At 56.6% G+C, this 18,898-nt stretch carries 20 protein-coding genes; 11 read left to right on the top strand and 9 right to left on the bottom strand.

All coding sequences use genetic code 11. The features are described from left to right. Window positions 1-108 precede the first annotated feature (108 nt). The gene (locus tag ACRZ96_RS03545) at window positions 109-861 is read left to right on the top strand and encodes a beta-keto acid cleavage family enzyme (protein ID WP_255612110.1); all 753 of its coding nucleotides are present in this window, start codon (window positions 109-111) and stop codon (window positions 859-861) included. Next, window positions 858-2,174, top strand: a complete 1,317-nt coding sequence (locus ACRZ96_RS03540; protein ID WP_480814231.1) for an aspartate aminotransferase family protein — start codon at window positions 858-860, stop codon at window positions 2,172-2,174. The genes ACRZ96_RS03545 and ACRZ96_RS03540 overlap by 4 nt, the downstream gene beginning before the upstream one ends. A 75-nt stretch (window positions 2,175-2,249) precedes the next feature. Here ACRZ96_RS03540 and infC read toward each other — a convergent pair whose 3' ends face one another. From infC to ACRZ96_RS03510, 6 genes are all read right to left on the bottom strand, one after another. Beyond that, entirely contained in the window at window positions 2,250-2,711 is a 462-nt protein-coding gene (gene infC, locus ACRZ96_RS03535; protein ID WP_238528775.1) for a translation initiation factor IF-3, read from the bottom strand. A 245-nt stretch (window positions 2,712-2,956) separates the two neighbouring features. Further along, the gene (locus ACRZ96_RS03530; RefSeq protein WP_170405452.1) at window positions 2,957-3,790 is read right to left on the bottom strand and encodes a ferredoxin--NADP reductase; all 834 of its coding nucleotides are present in this window, start codon (window positions 3,788-3,790) and stop codon (window positions 2,957-2,959) included. Window positions 3,791-3,895: 105 nt separating this feature from the next. Then, entirely contained in the window at window positions 3,896-4,303 is a 408-nt protein-coding gene (locus ACRZ96_RS03525) for a DUF934 domain-containing protein (RefSeq protein ID WP_170393227.1), read from the bottom strand. After that, on the bottom strand, window positions 4,300-5,061 hold the full coding sequence (locus ACRZ96_RS03520) for a phosphoadenylyl-sulfate reductase (RefSeq protein WP_170595766.1): 762 nt from the start codon (window positions 5,059-5,061) through the stop codon (window positions 4,300-4,302). Before ACRZ96_RS03520 ends, ACRZ96_RS03525 begins: the two co-directional genes overlap by 4 nt. Continuing rightward, a complete protein-coding gene (locus ACRZ96_RS03515) occupies window positions 5,051-6,715 on the bottom strand; it encodes a nitrite/sulfite reductase (protein WP_480771407.1) in 1,665 nt (554 codons plus the stop codon). The genes ACRZ96_RS03520 and ACRZ96_RS03515 overlap by 11 nt, the downstream gene beginning before the upstream one ends. A gap of 65 nt (window positions 6,716-6,780) precedes the next feature. Further along, a complete protein-coding gene (locus ACRZ96_RS03510; protein ID WP_170393224.1) occupies window positions 6,781-7,095 on the bottom strand; it encodes a DUF2849 domain-containing protein in 315 nt (104 codons plus the stop codon). Between the two features lie 245 nt (window positions 7,096-7,340). On the opposite strand from ACRZ96_RS03510, the gene ACRZ96_RS03505 reads away from it, so the two are divergent. Then, complete coding sequence (locus ACRZ96_RS03505) at window positions 7,341-7,814, top strand: Lrp/AsnC family transcriptional regulator (protein ID WP_010439761.1); 474 nt, start codon at window positions 7,341-7,343, stop codon at window positions 7,812-7,814. Window positions 7,815-7,920: 106 nt separating this feature from the next. On the opposite strand, the gene ACRZ96_RS03500 is transcribed toward ACRZ96_RS03505, so the two are convergent. After that, window positions 7,921-9,102 (bottom strand): cytochrome P450, encoded by a 1,182-nt coding sequence (locus ACRZ96_RS03500; protein WP_480704698.1) that lies wholly within the window; start codon window positions 9,100-9,102, stop codon window positions 7,921-7,923. A gap of 46 nt (window positions 9,103-9,148) precedes the next feature. Here ACRZ96_RS03500 and ACRZ96_RS03495 point away from each other — a divergent pair, with 46 nt between their 5' ends. The 7 genes from ACRZ96_RS03495 to ACRZ96_RS03465 all read left to right on the top strand — a co-directional run bounded on the left by ACRZ96_RS03495 (window position 9,149) and on the right by ACRZ96_RS03465 (window position 16,579). Beyond that, a complete protein-coding gene (locus ACRZ96_RS03495; protein WP_170421367.1) occupies window positions 9,149-10,882 on the top strand; it encodes an ATP-binding protein in 1,734 nt (577 codons plus the stop codon). Beyond that, complete coding sequence (locus tag ACRZ96_RS03490; RefSeq protein ID WP_170393221.1) at window positions 10,879-12,108, top strand: sigma-54-dependent transcriptional regulator; 1,230 nt, start codon at window positions 10,879-10,881, stop codon at window positions 12,106-12,108. The genes ACRZ96_RS03495 and ACRZ96_RS03490 overlap by 4 nt, the downstream gene beginning before the upstream one ends. A gap of 318 nt (window positions 12,109-12,426) precedes the next feature. After that, complete coding sequence (locus tag ACRZ96_RS03485; protein ID WP_480438504.1) at window positions 12,427-13,428, top strand: DctP family TRAP transporter solute-binding subunit; 1,002 nt, start codon at window positions 12,427-12,429, stop codon at window positions 13,426-13,428. 116 nt (window positions 13,429-13,544) lie between these two features. Further along, window positions 13,545-14,222, top strand: coding sequence for a TRAP transporter small permease (locus ACRZ96_RS03480; RefSeq protein ID WP_170393219.1), 678 nt, complete (start codon window positions 13,545-13,547; stop codon window positions 14,220-14,222). After that, window positions 14,222-15,598, top strand: a complete 1,377-nt coding sequence (locus ACRZ96_RS03475; RefSeq protein WP_480771408.1) for a TRAP transporter large permease — start codon at window positions 14,222-14,224, stop codon at window positions 15,596-15,598. The genes ACRZ96_RS03480 and ACRZ96_RS03475 overlap by 1 nt, the downstream gene beginning before the upstream one ends. A 157-nt stretch (window positions 15,599-15,755) precedes the next feature. Then, window positions 15,756-16,067 (top strand): DMT family transporter, encoded by a 312-nt coding sequence (locus ACRZ96_RS03470; protein WP_170562909.1) that lies wholly within the window; start codon window positions 15,756-15,758, stop codon window positions 16,065-16,067. 65 nt (window positions 16,068-16,132) lie between these two features. Then, window positions 16,133-16,579 carry a nucleoside deaminase gene (locus tag ACRZ96_RS03465; RefSeq protein WP_170645982.1) on the top strand — a complete coding sequence of 149 codons (447 nt, stop codon included), beginning with the start codon at window positions 16,133-16,135 and terminating at the stop codon, window positions 16,577-16,579. A 9-nt stretch (window positions 16,580-16,588) separates the two neighbouring features. Here the strand turns inward: ACRZ96_RS03465 and tpiA are convergent, their stop codons facing one another. Further along, on the bottom strand, window positions 16,589-17,338 hold the full coding sequence (gene tpiA, locus ACRZ96_RS03460) for a triose-phosphate isomerase (protein ID WP_170465411.1): 750 nt from the start codon (window positions 17,336-17,338) through the stop codon (window positions 16,589-16,591). Window positions 17,339-17,458: 120 nt separating this feature from the next. Here tpiA and ACRZ96_RS03455 point away from each other — a divergent pair, with 120 nt between their 5' ends. Further along, the gene (locus tag ACRZ96_RS03455; protein ID WP_480704704.1) at window positions 17,459-18,373 is read left to right on the top strand and encodes an isopenicillin N synthase family dioxygenase; all 915 of its coding nucleotides are present in this window, start codon (window positions 17,459-17,461) and stop codon (window positions 18,371-18,373) included. Here ACRZ96_RS03455 and ACRZ96_RS03450 read toward each other — a convergent pair. Further along, window positions 18,370-18,735 carry a HesB/IscA family protein gene (locus tag ACRZ96_RS03450; protein ID WP_170465407.1) on the bottom strand — a complete coding sequence of 122 codons (366 nt, stop codon included), beginning with the start codon at window positions 18,733-18,735 and terminating at the stop codon, window positions 18,370-18,372. The genes ACRZ96_RS03455 and ACRZ96_RS03450 overlap by 4 nt on opposite strands. Window positions 18,736-18,898: the final 163 nt, after the last annotated feature.

Here is an 18,898-nt window from a genome sequence, read left to right as displayed (position 1 = left end):
GGTAAGAAAAAACAAATGTTATGAAGATTGCAAATTGAAAACGTGAGCGAGGTGTCTAATTCGGGATCGTAAAAAACAGGTGACGGAATGTCTGGGACTGGTTTGAGGATGACGAGAAGGCCATATGTGTTGGTGGCTCCGAACGGGGCGCGACGAGGGCATGGAGATCATCCTGCCCTGCCGATCAAGACTGATGAAATCGTCAAGGTCGCGAAAACGTGCCATAGGGCAGGTGCGCAAGGTCTGCATCTGCATATTCGCGATCAGTCAGGTAACCATTCACTAGATGCGGGTTTGTATCGCGAAACCATTGCTGAACTGCGTGCTGCGGCCCCTGACATGGACATCCAGATTACGACAGAAGCTGCTGGCGTTTTCGGCGTTCAAGCACAACTTGCTTGTTTGCAAAATGTGCGCCCGGACTGGGCTTCGATTTCGGTGCGCGAGATTGCACGGTCGCCCGAACTTGCGCCAAAGGTCTACGCACTATGCGCGGAACAAGGGACTCGTGTTCAGCATATCCTCTATGATGTCGCTGACGTTGAGTTACTGACCCATTGGCAGGCTGAAGGGGTGGTAAAATCGGATCAGGTCGACCGTCTGCTTGTCCTTGGTCGCTATTCCACGGCGCAGGAATCGAGTCCGAATGATCTGGATGTGTTTCCGCACAGCGCTGATCCATGGATGGTCTGTGCCTTTGGAGGGCAGGAGCATGCGTGCCTGCAAAAGGCCGCGCAGTTGGGTGGCGATGTGCGCGTGGGTTTTGAGAACAGCCTTGCCGGTCCGGATGGCCAGGCTTGGGCAGACAATGCTGCATCCGTCGCGGCGCTGATTGATCTTCTGAAAAGGACGTCGACATGAGTCACGTATTTCCACGCCATACAAAGTCGGAACTGCCTGAGGCCGCTGGTGGTGACGGCTGTTATCTCATCGACTCAACCGGCCGTCGCTATCTGGATTGTGGTGATGCTGCCGTTTCATGCCTCGGCCATTCCAACGCCGCTGTGGTCAAAGCGGTGCAGGATCAGGTGGCGCAGATTGCGTTTGCGCATACGGGCTTTATGACCTCGGCACCGGCCGAGGCACTGGCCGATCTGCTGATTGAACACGCCCCCGGCGAACTGGACCGGGTCTATTTTGTCTCGGGCGGGTCAGAGGCGACCGAGGCTGCTATCAAACTGGCGCGGCAGTATTATCTGGAAACCGGCCAGCCTGAACGCCGTCATGTCATAGCGCGCCGACAAAGCTATCACGGCAACACTTTGGGGGCACTTTCGGCGGGTGGCAATGAATGGCGGCGGGCGCAGTTTGCACCGATGCTGATCGAGATGACTCATATCGCTCCTTGCTATGAGTACGCCGAAAAGCCTGAGGATGAGAGCAGTTTTGAATATGGTCAGCGCGTTGCGAATGAGCTGGAGGCAGAAATCCTGCGCCTTGGGCCTGAAACGGTCATGGCTTTCATGGCGGAGCCGGTGGTTGGTGCGACGCTTGGGGCTGTTCCGGCAGTCGAGGGGTACTACAAGCGAATCCGTGAAATTTGCGATCAACACGGCGTTCTTCTGATCCTCGACGAAGTAATGTGCGGCATGGGGCGTACCGGGCATTTGTTTGCCTGTGATCATGACGATGTCACGCCGGATATTCTTTGTATCGCCAAAGGGTTGGGGGCTGGGTATCAGCCTATCGGAGCGATGCTGTGTTCGGGTCGAATCTATGATGCGATCCGGGATGGATCGGGCTTCTTCCAGCATGGCCACACCTATATCGGTCATCCGGTTGCGACTGCGGCTGCGCTTGCCGTTGTACAGGAACTTACTTCTCGTGACCTGCCAGCGCGGGCCGGCGTAATGGGGGGCAAATTGCAGAGCATGTTGGAAAACAAGTTTGGCCAACACCCGAATGTCGGGGACATACGGGGCCGCGGCTTATTCCGAGGAATTGAGTTGGTCGAGGATCGGGATGCGAAAACTCCGTTTGATCCGTCGCGCGGCCTAGCGGCCAAGATCAAGAAGGCCGCCATGGCCGAGGGATTGATCTGTTACCCGATGTCGGGAACGCGTGATGGACGCAACGGAGATCATATCCTCCTGGCACCGCCCTTTGTCATCGAAGATGACCAACTGGTCGAGCTTGTAGACAAGCTGGATCGGGCGATATCCTCGGTGATCTGATTTAGGCGAGAAGCCAGAAAACAAAGAAGCCCCTCCGATTTCGGAGGGGCTTTTGTCATTCTACAAAAACAAAACCTACTTCTGTGGCAGCGGGCCAATCATCATGATCATCTGACGGCCTTCCATCTTGGGCATGTTCTCGATCTTGCCCAGATCCTTGACGTCTTCGGCCACACGTTCCAGCAGCTCACGCCCCAGGTTTTGGTGCGCCATCTCGCGGCCCCGGAAACGCAGGGTGACTTTGACCTTGTCGCCGTTCTCAAGAAACTTGAACACGTTGCGCATCTTGACGTCATAGTCATGCGTGTCGGTGTTGGGCCGGAACTTGACCTCTTTCACCTCAATGATCTTTTGCTTCTTGCGGGCTTCGCTTTCGCGTTTCTGCTGTTCGTACTTGAACTTGCCGAAATCCATGATTTTGCAGACCGGCGGGTTCGCGTTGGGCGAAATCTCAACCAGATCGAGGCCGACATCGGCGGCCATCTGCATGGCCTTTGCGGGATGAACCACCCCGACATTTTCACCTTCGGCGCCAATCAGGCGAATTTCGGGAGCACGGATCTTGTCATTGACGCGCGGGCCGGTATCTCGCTGTGGCGGCGCGTTGTGAGGTCTGCGGGCTATGGGTTCATTCCTTTGATGATTGCAGAATTTCGAGCCCGGAATTTAGACCGGGCTGAGAGGTGTTTCAAGCGGCATAAATTGCAAGCCGCATGAATTTTCCATGAATTTCGTGAGTTTTTGCCGGTTTAGGGTGTCGATAACTCCACCGGCAAACCCCATTAGCCCACAAATGCCTTTTCAATCACGAATTCCTTGGGTTCGGAATTGGCGCCTTCTCGCAGGCCGAACTCTTCCAGAATTGCTTTGATGTCATGGTTGAAGGCAAGGCTGCCACAAACCATCGCGCGATCAGTGTCTGGCTTGATACCACCTTCGATGCCCAGATCGGCAAATACGGTGCCGTCTTTCAACAGCTCGGTTATACGGCCCATCTTTGGGCTCTCTTCCCGCGTGGTGGTGGGGTAATAGCGAATCTTGTCGGCGAAACCGTCACCAATCAGTTCGGCCAGCAACTCGTCCTGTTTGACGCTCTCGATCAACTCGCGACCGTAATCCAGTTCAGCTACGTCGCGGCAGGTATGGGTGATGATAACCTCGTCATAATCCTCATAGGTCTGCGGTTCACGCAGCAGCGACGCGAAGGGCGCAAAGCCTGTGCCGGTGGCGAAGAACCAGATGCGCTTGCCGGGCAGCAATGCGTCATGCACCAGCGTGCCGACGGGTTTGGGCCGAAGGATGATCTGATCACCAGGCTGGATGTGCTGCAGTTTTGAGGTCAGCGGGCCATCCTGCACTTTGATCGAGTAGAATTCCAGTTCCTCATCCCATGAAGGCGAGGCGATGGAATAGGCGCGCAGTAGCGGTTTACCGTTGTCGCCCAGCAGGCCGATCATCACGAACTCACCCGAGCGGAAACGAAGCGATGCAGGGCGCGACACCTTGAAAGAGAACAGGCGGTCGGTCCAATGTTTGACCTCGGTCACAGTCTGGGCGTCGGGCAGGACGGGGGCCTTAACGGCGGTTGCTTCACTCACGGGTTTCATCTCTGTCATCGTTTCACTACCGGTCTGCTAAACCGACATCTCCGTTTAATCTTTGATCCAAGTCAGGAAAAGGGCCAGATTGCCCCTTTCGTATCACAGGTTGGCGATGGCGGGTCAGCCGCGCAGGCGGGCCTGGTAGTTGTTGTCCTGCCAATTGGCCCGGGCCAGCCACTGATCTTCGGGCTGCCGGTTCGCCAAGGTGTCATCAATTTCGACTTCGTCAAAGCCGCTACGACGCGCCATGGCGTATTGGTCTGCAAGAACATGGCCTTTTGCCCGCAGGCGACCCGTATATCCTTTCAGACGCAGAACGCGCGCGATCGTAAAGCCGCGCCCATCCGCTGAGGATGGAAAGTCCACGCGCACCATCTGGGCGCTGCCCAGCCGGTCAAACAGTTCATCGGGGTCAGTGTCCGAGGCGATATCCAGTGCAACCACGTCATTCGCTGCATCGTCCAGCGTGACATAGCCATCGGTCCAATCATCGGGGGCAAAGCCCTCGTCGTTTACGATTACGTTCATGTTTTCTCTCCGATGCGCACCATTTTTCCATCAACAAAATGGATGCCGCATTCTTCCTTGTTCTGATCGCGCCAGCGCCCGGCGCGGGGGTCTTCGCCTTCTTTGACCGGCGAAGTGCAGGGCGCACAGCCGATCGAGGGGTATCCTTTGGCCACCAGCGGATGCCGGGGCAGGTTGTTTTCTTCCATATAGGCGCGCACATCGTTGGGCGCCCAGTGGGCCAAGGGGTTGACCTTGATCCGGCCGGTTCCGTCCTCGACCTCGAAAAAGTCCAGCGCGGCACGGGTGCCGGACTGAAACCGTTTGCGCCCGGTGATCCAGCCACAATACCCGGTCAGAGCTTTCTGCAGCGGGAAGGTCTTGCGCAGGTTACAGCAGGCATCGGTGTCACGCAGACGCAACGCGCCATAAGGATCGTCGCGCTGAACATCTTCATCCTCGGCGCGGATGATCTGCACATTGCGCAGGCCCAGACGCTCGCTGACCTCCTGCTGGTATTCCAGCGTTTCGGCAAACAGCATCTGGGTGTCCACGAACAGCACTGGGGTCATCTTGTCGACCACTGCAGCCATATGCAGCAACACCACCGATTCCGCGCCAAAGCTGGAGACCAGAGCAAGCTCCTCGATCTCGTCCAATGCGCCATGCATCACATCATGGGCACTGTGGTGGCGGAAGCGGGCGTTCAGTGCCTCGACCTTTTCGGTCAGTTCGGCGCGGTCAGCCCCCAGTTCCGTTTGGATCAGGTCAAGCGGCATTGGCCTGTGCCTCGGGGTAAAGCGCCGCTTTGAACGGTGCCATGCCAACGCGGCGATAGGTCTGCAAGAAGGTCTCTTCAGCGCTGTCGCGCTGCTCCAGATACGTGTCGACGATGCGCTCGACCGCCGGAACGATCTCGTCATAGGCGAAGCCCGGGCCAGTACGATCACCGATGGCTGCGGATTCGGTACCGTCACCACCCAAAGTGATCTGGTAGCTTTCGACGCCAGCGCGGTCCAGGCCAAGAATGCCGATGTGACCCACATGGTGGTGACCACAGGCGTTGATGCAGCCCGAGATCTTGATCTTCAGGTGGCCGATATCATGCTCCAGTTTCAGGTCTTCGAACCGGGTCGCGATTTCCTGCGCCACGGGGATCGAACGTGCCGTCGCCAGTGCGCAGTAATCCATACCGGGGCAGGCGATAATGTCGCTGATCAAGCCGATGTTGGCGGTCGCCAACTCGTATTCTTTCAGCGTCGCGTGGATCGCGGGCAGGTCGGATTTGTGGACATGCGGCAGGATTACGTTCTGCTCGTGGCTGATACGCAGTTCGTCATAGGCAAACTCTTCGGCCAGATCAGCCATTACGCGCATCTGCTCGGCAGTCGCATCGCCCGGCGTCTGGCCGTGCTTCTTGATCGAGATCGTGACGATCGCGTGGTCCGCGTTCTTGTGCGGCGCGATGTTGGTGTCGACCCACGAACGGAAGACCGGATCGTTGGTGTAGGCACTCTCGAACGAGGCAACCGAACCATCACGGAAGGCCGGAGGCGCAAAGTGGCCTTTGATTTCTTCCAGCAGGTTCATATCCGCGCCTTTGAATTGCGGGCGAACCTTCAAAAAGCGTTCGTTCACTTTGGCACGGATGGCGTCGATGCCGTGCTCATGCACGGTGATCTTGATACGTGCCTTGTACTTGTTGTCGCGACGGCCGATCTGGTTCCACACGGAAACGGTGGCCTCAAGATAGGCCAGCAGGTCGTCAAAGGCGACGAATTCCGATAGCTCTTTGCCGATCATGGGCGTACGGCCCAGACCACCGCCAACGATGACGCGGGCACCCAGAACGCCATCACGCTCGACCAGTTGCAGGCCGATGTCATGCGCCTTGATCACGGCGCGGTCATTCTCGCTGCCGGTGATGGCGATCTTGAATTTGCGGGGCATGAACTGGAATTCAGGATGGTCGGTCGACCACTGGCGCAGCAGTTCGGCATAGGGGCGCGGATCAGCGACCTCATCCGCGGCGGCACCGGCGAAGTGATCGGCGGTAACGTTGCGGATGGTGTTACCCGAGGTCTGGATGGCGTGCATGCCAACCTCGGCCAGTGCGTCCAGCATATCCGGCACGTCGTTCAGTTTCGGCCAGTTGTACTGAATGTTCTGACGGGTGGTAAAATGGCCGTAACCTTTGTCCCATTTCTCGGCCAGCAAAGCGAGCTGACGCATCTGAGCACTGGACAGCGTGCCATATGGAATAGCGACCCGCAGCATATAAGCGTGCAATTGCAGATACAGACCATTCATCAGGCGCAGGGGCTTGAATTCGTCTTCAGTCAGCGATCCGTCAATGCGACGCTCAACCTGCGCACGGAACTGCGCGTTGCGTTCTGCCAAAAATGCTGTGTCGAACTCGGAGTAGCGATACATGTTTAGCTGTCCTTAGTTGCAGCCCCGGACCCGGGGCCTTGAAGGGGAGAGAGAATGGCCTGAGATCAGGCCCGAGGCTGCGGGGAGGTTTCCTGTTTGCCGTGGGCATAGTTGGACGGACCAGTCCGGCGGAAATCCTCCCGAAAGTGGGTGGGTTCGGGGCCGTTTTCTCCGGCCACCGCGTCGGCAAGATAGGCACCGACGATCTTGTTGGCTTGACGCGCGGCATCCAGCAGACGAACTTGTGCGTGAGCTTCGTCCGTGATCAGTTCGGCATCGGACAACTCGCGCGACCACCGGTCATCTTCGGTCTGGTAAATCACATCACCTTCCAACAAGTCGTTGGCGGTGACGACTTTGGGGGTAAAAGCGCGGGCCATCAGGCAAGCTCCTTATTGAAAACCGAGACTACGTGCGGGTATTGCGCAACTCGGGCGACGCCGGGTTTGTGAATGCGCATATTTGTTTGTTTGACCTGCATCGGATCATCTCGTGACTGAATTGACTTGTGTGCCAATATAGGAAATATTCCCGCCAAATCGCCATATGCGCGAAGAAATAAGAACAAATGTTCTATATGCGGTGAGTGAAAGAAGGTTTGTTCTGAATTGGAAGGGAAATTGGAATGTCGGTGCGAATAGACGACACGGATCGGAAAATTCTAGCCGAGCTGCAACGGGATGCCAGCCAGTCGCTTGACGAAATCGCAGCCCGTGTAGGGAGCTCCAAGACGCCGGTTTGGAATCGCATTCGCAAGCTGAAGGGGGCAGGAGTCATTGGCCAGCAAACCGTATTGCTGGATGCCGAAGCGTTGGGCTTTGAGGCCACATTCTTTGTGCTGATCCGTACGTCGGAACATGAGGCTGAGTGGCAGCAGAAGTTCCTGAAAGCGTTGCGCGATCGTCCAGAGGTTCAGGAAGCGCACCGTTTGGCTGGAGACATCGATTACATTCTGAAAGTGCGCGTCAAGAACGCGCGTGCGTATGATGCGTTTTATCAGGCTTTGATTTCAGAGGTACGGGTGCACAACGTCACAGCCTTGCTTTCGATGGAAGAGATCAAATCGACCACCATGCTACCACTGAAGTCTGTCGGATAGGATGAAGCGTGAATGGGGGCGCCGCCCCCGCCGCCCGAAGGCGACTCCCCCGAGATATTTATGGCCAGATGAAGCACGGATCCGGGTTTCTTGACAGGATGTTAAGTCAGACCGCTACCATGAGTTTGGTCAGCCCGTGGAAATGGTAGCTGTCCGAATATTGCGGCTCTGCCGTCAGCTCTAGCTTTGGGCATTGCTGGAACAGGATGGGCAGGGCGATCCGCATCTCAAGCCGGGCCAGCGGAGCGCCCACACAGAAGTGAAGGCCACCACCAAAGCTAGTATTAGCGCTTACATCTCGCATCGGGTCGAATGTATCGGGTTGGGACCAAGCAGCAGGGTCGCGATTGGCTGCGCCCAGAAGCAAGGCAACTTCGTCACCACGCGCAAAGCGGTGACCGAAGAGTTCAATGTCTTCATAGGCATAGCGTCTGAACATGTGCAGTGGTGGATCGAAACGCAGGATTTCCTCGACTGCGCCGTCGATGGTGCCGGGCGTCAGGACATACTGCTGTGTACCCGTCGTCAACATAGTCTTCACGCCATTGCCAATAGCGTGCACGGTGGCCTCGTGACCGGCGTTCAGCAACAAAATGCAGGTCGTGATAAGTTCGTCCCGCGAGAGTTTTTCGCCATCTTCCTCTGCCGCGATCAACCGGGTGATCAGATCGTCACGCGGGTCAGTGCGGCGTTTTTCGATGTATTCTTCGAGATAGGTGGTAAAGGCTTGTGTGGCACGGACGGCTTCGTCTTCGGTCTGGCGCGTCCGGTTTGCCTGATACATGGCCACCATGGCGTGCGACCACTGCAACAGTTGCGGTGCCATGTCTTCCGGCACACCAAGCAGACGGCAGATCGTGATCACGGGCACTTGGGTGCAAAAGGCTTCCAACAGATCAAACGGACCGTCGGGGAACTGCTGGATTAAATCGAGACACAACTGTTCAGTGGACCCCTCAAGCGCCGTGATCGCGCGAGAGGTAAACGCCCGCAGTACCAGAGAACGCAATCGAGTATGACGCGGGGGTTCAAGCTCTAACATCGAATGGGATTCGACTTCTAGCCAGGGTGCAAGATGGTCTGGGCCGGGTTTTGCAAGTTCCGCTGGGATTTCACGCCCGAGGCGACGATCGCGCAGCAGAATTTGCACCGCTTTGTGCGAGACAGCCGCGACAAGGCCGTAGTCTTTCCAGTAGAACAGATCGCCCAACTGACGTGCGCTGTCATAAAAGGGGTATGGGTTTTGCACGAATGCCGGGTCGGTCGGGGATTGGGTCAGCGTCTTCATGCGGTGCAGACTTGCCATGGCGGCTGCTGAATGCAAGACCCTAGATATGCAACGTTTTTGGATCATAGCCGGTTTCTTATGCGCGGTCGGATTGCTGTCAGCGGCGGTCTGGACTTATGGCTATCGTCAGGCCCTGTCGCAACTGAGCGAGAAGGCCGAGGCTGATTTGGAACTGGCCGCCGACCGTCTGAGCACGCAAATGCAGGTCTATCAGGAAGTGGCCGCCTTGATGGCGGATCATCCTGCTTTGCAGGAGCTAGAAACATCAGAACAGCAACGGGCCGCCCGAAAGGTGCTGCTGGATGTGGCAGACAAAACCGCTGCCGTTAACGTTATGTACCTGAATCCGGAGGGGCAGGTTCTTGTCGCGGCCCAACCGGTGACGCAACGCGATATGTCCGCACATCCGGCCTTCGAGCGCGCCATGCAAGGTGCCTTAGGCAGCGCGCATGGGGTCGAAGACGCAAGCGGCGATCGCATCTATTCATATGCGGCCCCTGCATTTGGGGAATTGGGGCAGATACAAGGCGCGTTGATGGTTCTGGCCGATGTGCAGGACGTTGAACAAACTTGGCGCGGTAGCACCGATGCGGTGTTTTTCGTTGATACGGATGGGGTTGTCTTTATCTCGAACCGATCGGATCTGCTACTATGGCGCCGCGGGCAAGGGCAGCAGGGCCTGATGTCACCCGAAGGTGAGAATGTCGATTTCGCCTCAACCTGGATTGCGGGATATGAAGTGTGGAAGCTCAATTGGGGTCGCTATCTGCCCCGTCGCGCCCTGCATCTGACGCTCGATCTTCCGGTGATTGCGATGACCGCAGAGATGCTGGTTGATGTCGCCCCGGCGCGCCGGTTGGCGGGGTTGCAGGCGGCGGCGGTTGCGGCGATCTGTTTCGCCTTTGGTGCTTTGTTGTTTCTGGCCTCGGAACGCCGTCGGACACTTGCAGAGGCAAATACCGTGCTGGAAAGCCGGGTCGCGCAACGTACGCGCGCCTTGACGGCGGCTAATAGCGCTTTGCGCCACGAAGTTGCCGAGCGGCAGGAGGCGGAGGCCGCGCTCAAACAAGCGCAGGCCGATTTGGTTCAGGCTGGTAAGTTGAGCGCTTTGGGCAAGATGTCGGCTGGCATCAGTCATGAATTGAACCAGCCCTTGATGGCGATTCAGCAGTTCGCCGACAACGGGTCCGCCTTTCTTGAGCGCGGCAAGGGCCAGAGAGCTGGCGAAAATCTGGGCCGTATTTCCGATATGGCCGCACGCATGGCGCGGATCATCAAGAACCTGCGGGCTTTTGCGAGAAATGAAAGCGAACCAATGGGGCGCGTTGATCTGGTTCAGGTTCTGAACACTGCCACCGAATTGACTGAGGCGCGCCTGCGCGATGAGAATGTCGCGTTGGAGTGGGTGCCGCCAAAGACTGCGGTCTATGCTTGGGGTGGAGAGGTGCGTCTTGTGCAGGTGTTTGTCAACCTAATCAATAATGCAGCGGATGCGATGGTCGATCGACCGACGCGCAGGATATTGGTCACTCTGTCAGGGGGGAAGCCTATTCGCGTGTCTGTGCGGGATACCGGACCCGGCATCGAGGACCCCGACCGCGTGTTTGAGCCGTTCTACACCACAAAAACAGTTGGGACGTCCGAGGGGATGGGGCTGGGGCTGTCGATATCCTACGGTCTGGTTCAGAGCTTCGGGGGGGATATTCGCGGTGCCAACACGGACGAGGGTGCTGAATTCACGGTTGAACTGGAACCCTTTGAAGAAGATGAGGCAGCATGATCCGCAAAGTGCTTTTGGTCGATGATGATGCCGCCGTACGTGAGGCCTTGGCGCAAACCCTCGAATTGGCCGAGTATGAACCGGTCACCGCGGGATCTTTCGTGGCCGCAAAGGATCATATTCATCGTGACTTCGGCGGTGTGATCATCTCGGATATTCGCATGCCGGGGCGGGATGGGTTTCATCTGCTCGCATACGCGCGCGAGGTTGATCCTGAGCTTCCGGTGGTATTGCTGACAGGTGAAGGCGATATCCCGATGGCGGTACAGGCCATGGGGCAGGGAGCATTTGATTTTCTGGAAAAGCCCTGTGCAGCAGCGGACTTATTGGCGGTACTCGAACGAGCCTTTGCCGCGCGCGCAGAAATTCTGCAGGAACGCGAGCAACGGCGCGAACTTGAGCGTGGCGATCCCGCAGCACGCATGCTGTTTGGGTTGTCAGATCAAGCCGAGGCCTTGCGTGAGCGAGTGCGGAGCGTAGCGCCAACACGGGCCGAGGTACTGGTTACCGGGCCAGCGGGTAGCGGAGTTTCAAAGGTCGCTGAAGTTGTCCATCTGATGTCTCCGGTTGGACAGGGGCCATTTGTCAAACGCCCTGCCTCAGGCCTGAACCCGGATGATTTGTTGCGTGTCTGTAAGGATGCGGCAGGCGGATCGCTGTATCTGGATGAGATCTCGGCGATGTCGGATGCCACGCAATACGCCGCGCTGGAACTGATCGAACAAGGGACGGAAGCCAGAATCATCGCAGGGGCAACGGCCGATTTGTCGGACCTTACTGCACAGGGAAGGTTCAATGCCGATCTGTTCTATAGGTTGGATGTCATGCGGGTGCGAATCCCGGCCCTGTCAGAACGGCCCGAGGATATCCCCGTCATCTTTCGCCGCTATGTGGCGCAGGCCGCTGAGCAGGCCGGGATTGCGGAACCTGAAGTGACACCCGAGCATCTGGCCTCGCTGATGGCGCAGGATTGGCCGGGCAATGCCCGATCGTTGATGTCGGCGGCAATGCGGTTTGTGTTGGGGATGCCGGATGAGGTTGCACAGGCCGCTGATCTGGGGTTGAGCGAGCAATTGGCGCGTGTTGAGAGGTCTTTGCTGATTGCAGCCCTTGGGCGCCACAATGGCAAGGCTGCGGATGCCGCCAAGGCACTGAAGCTGCCGCGCAAAACTTTTTATGACAAGCTGACCCGCTACCACATTAGGCCAGAAGACTATCGTCGTTAGCAAAACACTTCCGCTAGGGCGAACTGCGGTTGCGCTGTGGCTTAAGCGAGCGATTCGCTCGCATCGATTCGGATATTGTGCGGAAATTCGCACAAGGTGCTGACTGCCTGTGCGAAAAATCGCACAGCGTAGTTCTGCCGAAACACCAGATTTATAACGGACATCATTTAACCGTAAGAAATTATTTGGAAAAAACAGATTTCAGCAACATCTAAACAAAATGTTGAGAGTGAGGAGCCGATTCGGTTCACTCCGCAACATACGGCGCTGATTGGGCGCTCGATGGAAGTTTTAGGGAAGTCTGGGAGGATAAGACTGATGAAATTCCTGACAACGGCAGCAACCGCAATCGCACTGTCCGTGACAGCGACCGCTGGTGTAGCAGCTTGCGATGATGGCGAGATCGTCGTCAAGTTTGCGCATGTGACCAATACGGACAAACACCCCAAGGGCATCGCCGCTTCGCTGCTTGAGCAGCGCGTCAATGACGAGATGAACGGCGTGATGTGCATGGAGGTTTATCCGAACTCCACTCTTTACAACGATGACAAGGTTCTTGAAGCGATGCTGCAGGGCGACGTGCAGTTGGCCGCGCCCTCGCTGTCGAAGTTCGAGAAATTTACAAAGCAATTCCGCCTGTTCGATCTGCCGTTCATGTTCAAGAACATCGATGCTGTGGATGCGTTCCAAGCCTCGGCTGATGGTCAGGCGATGAAAGACAGCATGCAGCGCCGCGGCCTTCAAGGGCTGGCATTCTGGCACAATGGCATGAAGCAGATGTCTGCAAACAAGCCGTTGGAAGATCCTTCGGATGCGAACGGCCTGAAGTTCCGCGTTCAGTCTTCGGACGTATTGGTTGCCCAGATGGAAGCAATTGGTGGCAGCCCACAGAAGATGGCGTTCTCGGAAGTGTACGGTGCTCTGCAACAGGGCGTTGTTGACGGGCAGGAAAACACCTGGTCGAACATCTACGGCAAGAAGTTCTTCGAGGTGCAGGACGGCATCACAGAAACGAACCACGGTATCATCGATTATCTGGTTGTAACCTCAGTTGACTGGCTGGACAGCCTGGAGCCTGAAGTTCGCGATCAATTCCTGACGATTCTCGCCGAAGTGACCGAGACCCGTAACAAGGAGGCCTTTTCCGTAAACGAAGCTGCCAAGGCTTCGATCACTGACGCAGGGGGCATCATCCGGGAACTGAACCCCGAGCAGCGCCAGGCCTGGGTCGATGCGATGAAGCCAGTCTGGGACAAATTTGCCGGTGACGTTGGTCAGGACAAGATCGACGCCGCACAGGCGATCAACGCCGGGTTCTGATCCCGGTTCAAGCCACGCGTCCGGGGACTGGGGAGTTATGGACGCATAGGCTGGGCGGGCCTTAATGGCCCGCCACACTCCCACCACTCTCATCAAAAAAATGCGGGGACAGAGAGATGTCTGGTGCGAAACCCGGCCAAGGCGGGCTGGTCGACCATATCGAAGAAACCATGATTGCGTGCCTGTTGGGTCTGATGACAATTGTCACCTTCGCCAATGTGATCGCGCGGTTTGTATTCAATTCTAACATTCTTTGGGCGCTGGAACTGACAGTATTCACCTTCGGTTGGTTGGTGCTGCTGGGTGCGTCTTATGCAGTGAAAAAGCATGCACATCTGGGTGTTGATGCGATCCTGAACATGCTGGCCCCCGCGCCACGCCGGGTTTTGGCGTTGATAGCCGTGGCTTGCTGTCTGGTGTTTTCTCTGCTCCTGCTCAAGGGTTCGTATGACTACTGGGCAGTGTTTGCCGATCTGCCGCCCACCTCGGGTCGCTGGTTTCCGACCGGCTTTGACATGAGTGCGCGCAGCCAGAGCTTCTATGAAGTTGATGATATCCCGATGGTCGCGCCGCTGCGGTTTCTGGAAGATATGATCAACTATGGCGAATATTACGAGAAACTGCCCAAGGTCGTTCCGTATTTCGTTCTGCCTCTTTCGATGTTGCTGCTGGTGATCCGTTTTGCACAGGTCGCAGTACAGATTTGGCGCGGTGAAACTGATCGCCTTGTAGCTAGCCACGAGGTTGAGGACGAGATCGAAGAAGTCCGCGCCCAGCAGGGGGAGCATGACTGATGGACGTCGTACTACTTTTCTCGATGGTCATTGGCCTATTGTTGATCGGAGTTCCGATCTCGGTGGCACTTGGTCTCAGCTCGACCCTATTCCTGCTGATCTATTCCGACAGCTCATTGGCTTCGGTCGCTGGCACGCTGTTCGAGGCGTTTGAGGGACATTTCACCCTCTTGGCTATCCCGTTTTTCATTCTCGCGTCATCTTTCATGACCACAGGTGGAGTGGCGCGGCGGATCATCCGGTTCTCGATCGCTTGTGTGGGGCACTTGCCCGGAGGTCTGGCAATTGCTGGCGTCTTCGCGTGTATGTTGTTTGCGGCCTTGTCGGGTTCGTCTCCGGCGACAGTTGTGGCAATCGGGTCGATCGTCATCGCTGGCATGCGTCAGGTGGGCTATTCCAAGGAATTCGCCGCCGGTGTGATCTGTAACGCAGGGACACTGGGCATTCTGATTCCGCCATCAATCGTGATGGTGGTCTATGCGGCAGCCGTGGAGGTTTCGGTCGGGCGGATGTTCCTTGCGGGCGTTATTCCGGGTTTGATGGCTGGTCTGATGCTGATGATCACCATTTACGTCATGGCCAAGGTCAAGAACCTTCCCAAAGGCGATTGGAAAGGTTGGGGCGAAGTTTTCACCTCGGCGCGCGAGGCCGGTTGGGGTCTGTTCCTGATCGTCATCATCCTCGGCGGTATCTACGGAGGTATCTTTACCCCGACCGAGGCCGCGGCTGTTGCTGCCGTCTATGCGTTCCTGATCGCAAGTTTTGTCTACAAGGATATGGGTCCGCTCAGCACCGAAGGGGATGCGCAGAACATCTCGCTGCTCAAGAAACCCTATGCGTTGATCACGGCCTTTGTGCACCCCGACACCAAGCATACACTTTTCGAGGCGGGCAAACTGACTGTCACGCTGCTGTTCGTGATCGCCAACGCGCTGATCCTGAAACATGTGCTGACGGATGAGCAGGTGCCCCAGCATATCGCAAGCGCCATGCTATCGGCGGGTCTGGGGCCAGTGACTTTCCTGATTGTGGTCAACGTGATCCTGCTGATCGGTGGCCAGTTCATGGAGCCCTCAGGTCTGCTGGTCATTGTGGCCCCGCTGGTCTTCCCGATTGCCATCGAGTTGGGTATCGATCCGATCCATCTGGGCATTATCATGGTGGTGAACATGGAGATCGGGATGATCACGCCTCCGGTCGGGTTGAACCTGTTCGTAACCTCGGGCGTGGCAGGTATGCCGATGATGAGTGTTGTGAAGGCAGCGTTGCCGTTCTTGGCCGTGCTGTTCGTCTTCCTCATCATGGTTACGTATATCCCGTGGATTTCGACATTCCTGCCCAACACATTCATGGGGCCTGAGATCATAACCAACTAGATCGGTTAAACCGAGCATATGAACCTGGCGGTGTAATCCGCCCGGTTTTTTTTGTCTTGAAACTGATGCCCAAACGCATATCTGAGGGTCAGAGGACGACCTCACCATCATGGACGATTATTCGGGACGACCCGATCTCGGAAAGTGAGGTGTTCTTATGCCCTGGATATTACTGTTGTTTGCTGGCCTGCTCGAAATCGTCTGGGCCGTCGCGATGAAGCAGACCGCTGGTTTCACGCGGCTGTGGCCGACGGCGATCATGGGTGTTGCGATGATCGGGTCATTTGGCCTGCTTGCAATGGCCATGCGGGATCTGCCGCTTGGTACCGCCTATACGATCTGGACCGGGATCGGCGCAGTAGGGGCGTTCACTATTGGCATCCTGTTCCTGGGTGAAGCGCTGACGCCCATGCGGATCGGCGCTGCGGTTCTAATCGTGACGGGTTTGGTCATCATGAAACTGGCCTAAGCGTTGACCGCCGTTGTGGTGTCGGGCAGCTTTGCGAAACAACTCCGAACAAAGGACACCTGCTTATGCTGACCGACACCGATGCACGCTTGCTGCGCGTTGCCTATGATGAGGCGAAAGCTGGATTTGACGAAGGAGGCTGCCCAATCGGTTCAGTGCTTGCGCGGGTTGGTGAGGTCGTCGCACAAGGGCGTAATCAGCGTGTCCAACTGGGCGACCCGATCGCCCATGGGGAAATGGATGCGCTGCGCAAGGCAGGGCGGCAGAAGACCTATCGCGATACTGTGCTCTATACCTCGCTGTCGCCTTGCATGATGTGTTCTGGCACGATCGTACAGTTCGGTATTCCGCGCGTTGTGATCGGAGACACCGTGAATTTTGGCGGCAATGAGGACTTCCTGCGCGATCGTGGTGTCGAGGTCATCATCGCAAATGACCCGGACTGCATTGCATTGATGAAGCGTTTTATCGAAGAGAAGCCCGCGCTTTGGGCCGAAGATATTGCCGAATGAGGTTGGCGATCAGGCGCTTTCAAGCGCCTGAATGATGCCCGAGAAATCATTTGCTTTCAGACTGGCGCCACCCACCAACGCTCCGTCAACATTTGAAACGCCAAAAATCTCGGCAGCATTACCGGGTTTGACCGATCCGCCATACAGCAGGCGGACTGACCGGCCGACACCTTCGCCAAATCGGCGTTCCAGACGTGCGCGTATGAAATCGTGCACTTCTCCGATCTCTTCCAAAGTTGGAACCTTGCCGGTGCCGATGGCCCAGATCGGCTCATATGCGACAATCAGGTTCTCGCCTGTCGCTTGATCCGGGATCGAACCCGACATCTGTCCACCGATGATATCCAGAGTATTTGCTGCTTCGCGCTGCTCAAGGCTTTCACCGACGCAGATGATCGTCTTCAGGCCTGCATCCATGGCGGTGCGGGCTTTGGCACGAATGTCTTCGTTCTGCTCAGCATGATCTTCACGGCGCTCGGAATGGCCAAGGATCACTGCGCTCGCCCCTGCATCCAACAGCATCTCGGCACTCAGATCCCCGGTATGCGCACCCGAGAGCGCCGCGTGGCAGTCTTGGCCACCAACAGTAATGCCCGAACCTTCAACCGTATTTGCCGCGCGATGAAGCAAAGTGGCTGGTGGGCATATCAGGATTTCTACCGCAGAAGATGGGTGCGAGGCTTTCAACGCTTCCAACTCGCTCAGCGCAACGCCAGTTCCATTCATTTTCCAGTTGCCTGCCGCCAACTTACGCCGCATCGCGATCCCTCCGGTTTTCTGCTTTGAATCCTCGGATATCACCCGCAGGCGGGGCTGACAATTCCGGTTGCATAGCGCTACTTGTCAGGACACATTGCGCGCGTTGTTGCGGAGGATGGCATGATAGACGATCTCGATCTCGCCAAATTGGATCTGCGTGATCCAGCTGAGATGGAAAAGCTGAGACGTGCTGTTCGCCAGATCGGATTTCTAACGATCTTCAATTCCGGCCTTGATGCCGCCCGTGTGAAGCAGGTGATCGACGCGTATCGCGATTTTTTTCGTCAACCCGATGAGATCAAGCAGAGCGTCGATATGGCAGCTACGGGTGCCAACCGCGGTTGGGGTGCGCCGCGTTCCGAACAGGTGGATCTCAGGGCGAACCCGGATTTCAAAGAAGTCTTTGATAGCGGTTTTGAACTGCCAGCCGATGATCCCTATGCGGGGCGGGGATTAAGTGTGTATGCCCCAAATCTCTGGCCAGACGGGGCCGACGCCTTTCGGAGAACGATCCAGAGTTACTATTCAGACGCCTGCTCAGTTGCCATTCGCGTTTTGCGCGCGATTGCGATTGCCATCGGTAGGGATGCAAACAGTTTTGATGCCGCCTTTGATACACCAATGGCGCTGCTGCGCGGTAACTTCTATCCGCAACGCCCTGATTGGGCGGGAGAAAAGGACTTTGGTATCGGCGCGCATACGGATTATGGCTGCCTGACTTTGCTGGCCACGGACGGCACACCGGGTCTGGAAGTTCGTATGCCTGATGGCGATTGGCAAGCTGTAAACGCCACGCCGGGACAATTCATAATCAATTTCGGGGAGATGCTGGAGTTTTGGACGGCAGGTGAAGTCAAAGCGACCGAGCATAGAGTCAAAGGCAGCGTGAACGAGAGGATCTCGGTTCCGTTGTTCTTTAATCCTTCTTACGACACAAATGTTGCGCCGCCGGGTTCATACGCCACGATCCGCGCCGGAGAGCACCTGACGCGGCGATTTAACGAGACCTACGTCCACCTAAAAGCTGCGAGTTAGCGTTGTTCAGCCAAGGTTTCGTCGAACTTAATCGATTCTCCGCATCCGCATGCATCGACTACATTCGGGTTTCGGAACTTGAACCCGGCCTCAAGCAGTGAAACCTCGTAGTCGATCTCGGTTCCGAACAGGAACATCTGCGCCATGGGGGCGATCATTACACGCGCGCCATCCTGCTCGACCACTTCGTCGTTCGGGTCGGCATCATCGACGTAGTCCATGGTGTATTCCATCCCCGCACAGCCGCCTTTCTTGACGCCGATGCGCAATCCGGTGTGACCGCCGGATTTCATAAGCCGAACAATCTGTTCAGCAGCTTTAGGTGTCATGGTCACGGCTTGTTTGCCGGGAATGCCAAACATGGTGGGCTCCGTTATCGCGCGTTATCTCTAATCTAAGGCCGACACGCGCCGGGCTCAAGAGAGAGCCTGTTCAAATACACACTCCGCGCAGGGTTGTCACGATGGTGCGCAAAGCTTTAGCGTACCTGAAGTAAAGGACAGGCATTCCAGAGAGGTTTGGATC

Source organism: Ruegeria sp. CF1 (assembly GCF_056537445.1).
The sequence above is the reverse complement of the archived record's forward strand: the minus strand, read 5'-3'. Positions and strand labels throughout refer to the sequence as shown.

Excerpts from the sequence above, each read along its gene's own strand:
- ACRZ96_RS03545 (WP_255612110.1), top strand. The coding sequence starts at position 109 with ATGACGAGAAGGCCATATGTGTTGGTGGCTCCGAACGGGGCGCGACGA.
- ACRZ96_RS03540 (WP_480814231.1), top strand. The coding sequence starts at position 858 with ATGAGTCACGTATTTCCACGCCATACAAAGTCGGAACTGCCTGAGGCC.
- ACRZ96_RS03530 (WP_170405452.1), bottom strand. The coding sequence starts at position 3,790 with ATGACAGAGATGAAACCCGTGAGTGAAGCAACCGCCGTTAAGGCCCCC.
- ACRZ96_RS03525 (WP_170393227.1), bottom strand. The coding sequence starts at position 4,303 with ATGAACGTAATCGTAAACGACGAGGGCTTTGCCCCCGATGATTGGACC.
- ACRZ96_RS03520 (WP_170595766.1), bottom strand. The coding sequence starts at position 5,061 with ATGCCGCTTGACCTGATCCAAACGGAACTGGGGGCTGACCGCGCCGAA.
- ACRZ96_RS03515 (WP_480771407.1), bottom strand. The coding sequence starts at position 6,715 with ATGTATCGCTACTCCGAGTTCGACACAGCATTTTTGGCAGAACGCAAC.
- ACRZ96_RS03510 (WP_170393224.1), bottom strand. The coding sequence starts at position 7,095 with ATGGCCCGCGCTTTTACCCCCAAAGTCGTCACCGCCAACGACTTGTTG.
- ACRZ96_RS03505 (WP_010439761.1), top strand. The coding sequence starts at position 7,341 with ATGTCGGTGCGAATAGACGACACGGATCGGAAAATTCTAGCCGAGCTG.
- ACRZ96_RS03500 (WP_480704698.1), bottom strand. The coding sequence starts at position 9,102 with ATGAAGACGCTGACCCAATCCCCGACCGACCCGGCATTCGTGCAAAAC.
- ACRZ96_RS03495 (WP_170421367.1), top strand. The coding sequence starts at position 9,149 with ATGCAACGTTTTTGGATCATAGCCGGTTTCTTATGCGCGGTCGGATTG.
- ACRZ96_RS03490 (WP_170393221.1), top strand. The coding sequence starts at position 10,879 with ATGATCCGCAAAGTGCTTTTGGTCGATGATGATGCCGCCGTACGTGAG.
- ACRZ96_RS03485 (WP_480438504.1), top strand. The coding sequence starts at position 12,427 with ATGAAATTCCTGACAACGGCAGCAACCGCAATCGCACTGTCCGTGACA.
- ACRZ96_RS03480 (WP_170393219.1), top strand. The coding sequence starts at position 13,545 with ATGTCTGGTGCGAAACCCGGCCAAGGCGGGCTGGTCGACCATATCGAA.
- ACRZ96_RS03475 (WP_480771408.1), top strand. The coding sequence starts at position 14,222 with ATGGACGTCGTACTACTTTTCTCGATGGTCATTGGCCTATTGTTGATC.
- ACRZ96_RS03470 (WP_170562909.1), top strand. The coding sequence starts at position 15,756 with ATGCCCTGGATATTACTGTTGTTTGCTGGCCTGCTCGAAATCGTCTGG.
- ACRZ96_RS03465 (WP_170645982.1), top strand. The coding sequence starts at position 16,133 with ATGCTGACCGACACCGATGCACGCTTGCTGCGCGTTGCCTATGATGAG.
- tpiA (WP_170465411.1), bottom strand. The coding sequence starts at position 17,338 with ATGCGGCGTAAGTTGGCGGCAGGCAACTGGAAAATGAATGGAACTGGC.
- ACRZ96_RS03455 (WP_480704704.1), top strand. The coding sequence starts at position 17,459 with ATGATAGACGATCTCGATCTCGCCAAATTGGATCTGCGTGATCCAGCT.
- ACRZ96_RS03450 (WP_170465407.1), bottom strand. The coding sequence starts at position 18,735 with ATGTTTGGCATTCCCGGCAAACAAGCCGTGACCATGACACCTAAAGCT.